Source organism: Cupriavidus mimosae (assembly GCF_023952485.1).
GTDB classification, from domain to species: domain Bacteria; phylum Pseudomonadota; class Gammaproteobacteria; order Burkholderiales; family Burkholderiaceae; genus Cupriavidus; species Cupriavidus taiwanensis_C.
Window position 1 is genome coordinate 1 of record NZ_JALHRY010000044.1, and the last position, 6357, is coordinate 6357.

Sequence of the window (6357 nt, forward strand, 5' to 3'; positions counted from 1 at the left end):
CTAGGTCTCTGGCGGCTCCCCACTGCAACTATGTACCTGCAGGGTATAAGTCCAGCAACTCCAGGTTTTTCATCGGCATAGGCAAAAGAGGTCACGAGCTTCGAAACCCCTTTGACTCGACCTACAAGACAGATCGAGTGTACGAAGCCCGCGCCTTCGCTGTCAATGCCTCCTTTCCAAGTTTGCGCTGATCGAAGATGACATGTAGCTTCGACGGGCTTCCTATTGCCCGAAGAACAACAAAGTGCGGCGATGCGTCGCATGCTCCTAAACCTGTCGCCGCCGAAGGCCTGCAACCCAATGCAGCAAGGCTCGATGCCGGCCGGCTGCCTGAGCGGATTCTTAGAGCAATCGCGCTGGTCTACGAGTCCGATGGACTTCGGACTTTGCACATCACGAATCGTCAGGTACTGGCCACGCTCGTCCGCTTCGCTTTGAACCAGAAGGATCCGTCTGCGCTCGCCTTCATAAAGAAGGCAACGATTGCGCAACACCTCGGGATGAGTGAGGCCACGGTCTATCGAGCGCTTGGTGCGCTTGAAGATGCCGGGCTTATTAAGCGTGAACGGCAGCGGCGCACCAGGGCGCAGCTTGAGGTCGTTGGGCGGATCGGGTTCTCCTCAAAGTTGCTCCGATGCATTGGAATCACCAGCCTGCAGGTTCAGTCCACTATCCACGTTCCGACCCGCTCTGATGAGTCGGGGGCCTCTACATGTCTCGCACCGGTGAATGGCGTAAACAAGACCATGCAGTCTTCTACGAAGAAACATCCGGGGCCGGGATCCTTTTTGCGGATTGACGGTCGCGCGGTGCCGATGGACCTGGCGCCCTTGGTACGCGACCAAGCCCTAAAGATGTCCGCGCTGTTCCTACTGATGAAGCTTGCGAGAACCACGGGCCACCGTTTGTCAGACGTCGTCTCGGCGGCTGGCAATGCGCTCAGGCCGCTCCGGGGACGAGAACTGTTCGCGTACCTCAAGTCGCTCCTCGAGATGCCTGTTGACTACGGACATATAGTCCGGACGCGGAAGCTCCGTGAAGATGCAGGGCGAGCAGCCGAGGCTCGGGCCACACGAGAGCGGCAGCAGATTGCCGAGCTGGTGGCGAGATACCGAGGCAAGCGGGTTTCAGCACCAGATGGGTCGACCTATGAAGTCGATTCAGCGTCGATCGTGTTTATTGACCGCAACGGTCGCCGGAGTTCGGTGGGGCACGATCAGGCGCGCGCCTGGCTCTTTGAGATGGACAGAGTAGCGTGTGGGTCCTCTTCCGGCCCCATCCAGTTAACGCAGCCGGGGCAGCCGTCGTCGGTAGTGGCGCGAGCGGCTATTGAGACTATCCGCGGGCTGGTGCACGGCAGGAACGCATCTCAGGAGTTAGATTGCTTTGGCCTCGGCATATCCAAGGAACTGGCTACACCCCGAACAGGTTATGGCATGCTACGGAAGTCAGCGCAGGAATCAAAAACCTGCGATAGCGACAGCGTCGATCAACGCGAAGAAATCCGCTGTGTCATGCGCGACTGAGTGCCACGCGGCCGAACACGAACTGTCCCAAGTACCAGGACAAATCTGGCGTCGTCAGGATGACGTCTTCGGAGACGGATGCAGGCTCCAGCTTCATCCGCCGCAGTACAAGCTTGCCTTCGCGCGACGCCAGCCAAGCCCGAATAAACTCCCTGCGAGTTTTGGTATCAGCCGACGTAAAATGCGCGCGACCTTGGGCTGATTCTTCATTCATGCGTGCACGCGTCTCTTCATCACGCGACGCCACGCTGTGCTCAACGGATGACTTCACTGCTGCCTTTACGGCTTCCTTCTCCGTTTCCTCCGTGAGCAGCTTCGTCTGGACCTGAACCATGGTCCGCTCAGCTTCGGACATGCGCCAGTTGTCGCGCAACGCCTTCATCAGATAGCCGGACGGACTCTTCTTCACTTGGCCCCGATTGAGCTTGAACCGCGTGTACTCGATCGCTTGCAGGATGCGGTCGTCATTCCATGCTTCCCGGTTCTCGGAGATCTCGGTGAACTGGCGCGTGGACAGGTTGAACTCGTCCTTCAGGATCTTGTAGATCTGGCTCGCGTCAGATAGGCTCGCCATCACCGCATCGGCCGTGTCCTTGCGCTGGAGTTGGAAGCGGATGCGGTCAACCTTCTTCGACGAGGTCGATTCCGTCCGAGTTTCGTAGGACAGCTCGATGTCCGAGATCTCATTGATTTCCCGGACCGCTGGCTCAAGCCAGTCGCGCTTGAAATATTTGAAGATGCTGGCGTTCGCGCCCATCTTCCCTGGCCAGGTCCGCATCTCGTCCAGCTTGATCCAGTCGGTGCGCCCTGCCGGCACGCTCGGCAAGACCTTGTCGTAGATGGCGCGCGCCAGGCTGCGCGTAAATGCCGTCGAAATCCGCAGGCTTAGCCAGTGGGACTTGCGTGGGTCGCGAATGTGGGGGATCAGGCTGTGGTGCACGTCGAAGCGGATGCGGCCACGATGCATGGCCACCATACCGATCAGTTGCACCTGCACCCAAATATCATCTTCCGCCGGCTCACGGTCTGACGGCGTGTTGGTGACGCGGACCTTCGCGTTCTGCGCTTCGTCTGCGATGGTGCGCAAATGCTTCAGGTTGCGGCTGTCGTACCGCATCAGCCATTTGAAGTAGTTCAGCTCAACGTCGTACTGATCTGGGACTTCCGGCTCTTGGGCGACGATGAAGTAGGCGGCATCGAGGAACCGTCGCGCCGCTAGCCCCATGTTCACGATTTCCGTGAAGAAGTTATTGCGCTGATAGCCGATTTCGCGGTTCGCCTCGTTGATGGACGTGCCGAGGTCAAACATGTCTTCGAACAATGCGAGCGCCATTTGCCGAGGCGTGGTCCTCGTTTTGATCTCCACCGGATTCTCGGCCGCCATAACTTGTGGTTCCCCTCTTTTTAGGCTGGGGTGACTCTAGCACGTGATGGTGAGGTTCTCAACACAATGAACCTCACCATAAAAGCCAGGCATCAGCGGCCCTGACCTTGCCCTGCGGTCCCAGCACAACGACCCTCACCCTACGCACAATGGACCTCACCGTTGCGCAAGGCGGGCAGTGGCTAAGTTGGCATCTAGCCTAGCGTCAGCGGGGATATCCACAGCGTCCGCACAACGTACCTCACCTTGACTGCCTCGGCACAAGAACTAGCACCTTGCGGAACAACGAGTCTCACCTTGCTCGCACATCAAACCGCACGTTCGTGGCACAACACACCTCACCTTTGGCACATTGCACCTCACCTTGCTGGCATCTAGTGTTTGATTAGAAAGGGCTTTGCTTTTTTCCGTTTGTTTGTCGGTGTGTTTACTTCTCAAAAAACTAAACAAACAGGCACGGTCCACGCTCACAAGATCGCCGACTGTGCTGGGGCTCGTCAGATGCGCGGGCAACGCAGACCTCGTCCTGCCGTGGAGGGTCGCCCAGCCGACGGCACCAACATCACGCTGGGCCGGCTGCAGAATTCTTCACGAAGCGCCAAGGCTCCCTCTGCCGGGGATCCTTCATGCCGGTCGTCACACAAGTCTTTGATGGTGAGGTTTTTTGTGCTGCAGTAAAGGTGAGGTCCGTTGTGCAAGACGTTGGCAGGCTTTTCTCCTGCAGGGTGAGGTTCATTGTGCGACCTCAATAAGGCGCGTACGAAGCACGCACAATGAACCTCACCATTGTCGATGCAGGGTGAATCCGGCCGTCGCGACCTCATTTGAACGAGGCAAAATCCAAGCAGAGCGTTCCCGTCGAAGCGCCGTGCGAGGTGGTGTCAATGGCCTAGGCGGCCCACGGCTCGACCGGCAAGGTGAGGTCAATTGTGCATAATCCCAGAACTAGGCTTCTAGCATCCAGGCAATTGGCATCACGATTGACTGGATTGGCCGGGATGGTGAGGTCATTTGTGCTGGTTTGCCGCGCCTGCATACGCCCGGGGGCCGCTTGTTTGACACCGCCTGTATGGGGTTGTGCAGGGCAAGACGCCCTAATTCGCCTAAAGTTTGAGCAAAACTGTGGTTTTTTAGGATAGTTGGTTTCAAAAACAACAGTTTATAAAGCATTGCTCAAGCGTTTCTTGTATTCTGAGCTTTCCAGAATTTTGCGGAAAAACCTCAGAATGGTGAAAACGAGCCAACTTCCTGCAGTCGATCGGACTGTCCCGCTTGAGCAAATATCCCAGTTCGCGGAAAAGGTCACCATTTTCACGGATGAACTGCGTCAGACGATCCTTGCGCCGCGTCCTAGAAAAACCGCCCCGGTATTCAAGACCGGGGAGATCGCCGAGATGTGCAACATCTCACATTCCCAGGTTCAATACCTTGCCACCAAGGGCGATGGGGAATTGCCGCCAGGTACTGCAGCGGGAACAGGACGCACGCGGACCTTCACGTTGGAGGAGGCGCGCACGTGGGTGCAGAAGGTGTCGGACATTTATCAGACACCGCTGGTCACCGGTACGCGGGAGCCCGAAGGGAAAATCATCATCACGGCCCAACTGAAGGGCGGTTCGGCCAAGACTACGACAACGATGTGCCTCGCCCAGGGACTGACGCTGCGCGGCAGAAAGGTGCTGGTGGTGGACCTAGACCCACAGGCGTCGCTTTCCGAGCTGTGTGGTCTCTACGCCGAGAAGGACGTCTCGCCAGAAGACTCCGTTCTGCCGTATATCTACGATCAGCAGATCGAGGGGGGCTTGCTGTCCCAAGTGCAATCGACATACTGGGACGGCCTGGATCTCATTCCCGCGCACACAGAACTGATCGGCGCGGAGTTCCATTTGCCTGCCATGCAGAAGGTCAAGCCGGGCTTCCGTTTCTGGACTGTTCTCAGGGAGGGACTGGAGCCGTTACGGAAGCACTACGACTACATCCTGATGGACACGTCGCCCTCGCTTTCCTATATGAACTTGAACGCCTTGCTGGCGGCAGATGCCATGGTCATGCCAATGGTGCCAGAGAACCTGGATTTCATCAGCTCGCTGTCGTTCTGGCGCCTGTTCTCCGATGTCTCCAAGAGCTTCATCAAATACGAAGCGGACAAGAAGTACGACTTCGTGTCGCTGCTGCTGTCGAGGGTCGACTATGGGCGTACGTCCTCTGCACCGATTGTTCGGGCATGGGCTCAAAGCGCCTATGAGAGCTGGCTGCATTCAATTGAAGTGCCCGCTAGTTCTGTGATGAGCACTGGGGCCCTGGCTTTCTCAACGGTATTCGACGTGAGTAGTACCCATAGCGCTGCAAAATCGCTGCAGCGGGTGCGCCAGCCGATTGTCGACTATTGCCGATGGTTGGATGAAATCTACGCAGAAAAATGGAGGAGCGCGCAATGAGCAATATGCGAGAACAGCTATTGGCGAAGACGGCTGGTATCCGGAAGACGTCGGCAATTCAGAAGGACGAGATCAAGCGTAACGATCGCACGCAGACCGCACCTGGGTTGGCTGGTGCACTGGCCGTGGCACAGATGCGCGTGCAGGAGCTCGAGGCTGCCGGGGTTGCGTCCCTAATCGCGGTCGCTGACATCGTGCCGAACCCCTGGCAGCCTCGGCGCGTCTTCAACGATTCAAAACTCGCGGACCTCGCGGAGTCCATCCGAGAGGTTGGGTTGATGCAGCCTATCGTGGTACGCCGCGCCGAAATGGGTTATCAGATCGTGGCCGGTGAGCGCCGGTGGCGGGCCCACAAGATGCTGGGCGCCGATACCATCAAAGCGGTGGTCGCTGAGCCGTCTGACGCCGATATGGCGGTGCTGGCTCTCGTGGAGAACGTCAGCCGTGATGATCTCTCTGACTATGAGATTGCGCTTTCCATTCGTCAGACCGAGAAGGAATTCCCGTCTCGCGCTCGTCTGGCCGAGGCTCTCGGGCTGTCCAGAAGCGGGCTTTACCGATTCCTCAGCTTTGCCCAACTCCCCGACTATGTAATCCGGGATCTGGATCTTCAGCCTACCCTGCTCGGCGGGACGGCCGCCGAAGCGATCGTTATGACCATCCGCAAGTATGGCGAGGCGGGCGATGCAGCGGCGAAGGAAATCTGGCCACTGGTGGCATCGGGGAAGATGGACCAGGGCAAAGCAGCAAATGCGATAAAAGCGCTGGCAACCCGTCGAGTTGATGCCGCCAATTCAGCGAGCGAGCGAAGCATCGACAAGTTCTTTGCCGGTAAGGAGCATGCCGGCTCGATTACCAAGGACGCCAACGGCTTCACCGTCAAGATCAAGTTCGGTGCACTGAGCGAGGCGCTGGAGAACCAGATCCGCCAGCTGATCAGCGAGACGTTCCACCACCAGCCGAAGTAATCTGACCCGAGGTGACAAGAAGGCCCGCCAAATGGCGGGTT

General features: G+C 57.8%; 4 protein-coding genes. 3 read left to right on the plus strand and 1 reads right to left on the minus strand.

Annotation, left to right across the window (positions count from 1 at the left end):
- The first annotated feature begins 197 nt into the window (after positions 1 to 197).
- Positions 198 to 1526 (plus strand): helix-turn-helix domain-containing protein, encoded by a 1329-nt coding sequence (locus MKD50_RS29805; protein ID WP_012354636.1) that lies wholly within the window; start codon positions 198 to 200, stop codon positions 1524 to 1526.
- On the opposite strand, the gene MKD50_RS29810 is transcribed toward MKD50_RS29805, so the two are convergent.
- On the minus strand, positions 1513 to 2910 hold the full coding sequence (locus MKD50_RS29810; RefSeq protein ID WP_012354635.1) for a replication initiation protein: 1398 nt from the start codon (positions 2908 to 2910) through the stop codon (positions 1513 to 1515). The two genes, MKD50_RS29805 and MKD50_RS29810, sit on opposite strands and share 14 nt — an antisense overlap.
- A gap of 1226 nt (positions 2911 to 4136) precedes the next feature.
- On the opposite strand from MKD50_RS29810, the gene MKD50_RS29815 reads away from it, so the two are divergent.
- Both MKD50_RS29815 and MKD50_RS29820 read left to right on the plus strand, forming a co-directional pair.
- The gene (locus MKD50_RS29815; RefSeq protein ID WP_012354634.1) at positions 4137 to 5348 is read left to right on the plus strand and encodes a ParA family protein; all 1212 of its coding nucleotides are present in this window, start codon (positions 4137 to 4139) and stop codon (positions 5346 to 5348) included.
- A complete protein-coding gene (locus MKD50_RS29820; protein WP_012354633.1) occupies positions 5345 to 6316 on the plus strand; it encodes a ParB/RepB/Spo0J family partition protein in 972 nt (323 codons plus the stop codon). The genes MKD50_RS29815 and MKD50_RS29820 overlap by 4 nt, the downstream gene beginning before the upstream one ends.
- The last annotated feature ends 41 nt before the right edge of the window (positions 6317 to 6357 follow it).

Bases quoted from the DNA above. Each gene is read 5' to 3' on its own strand.
- MKD50_RS29805 (WP_012354636.1), top strand. From the start codon at position 198: ATGACATGTAGCTTCGACGGGCTTCCTATTGCCCGAAGAACAACAAAG.
- MKD50_RS29810 (WP_012354635.1), bottom strand. From the start codon at position 2,910: ATGGCGGCCGAGAATCCGGTGGAGATCAAAACGAGGACCACGCCTCGG.
- MKD50_RS29815 (WP_012354634.1), top strand. From the start codon at position 4,137: ATGGTGAAAACGAGCCAACTTCCTGCAGTCGATCGGACTGTCCCGCTT.
- MKD50_RS29820 (WP_012354633.1), top strand. From the start codon at position 5,345: ATGAGCAATATGCGAGAACAGCTATTGGCGAAGACGGCTGGTATCCGG.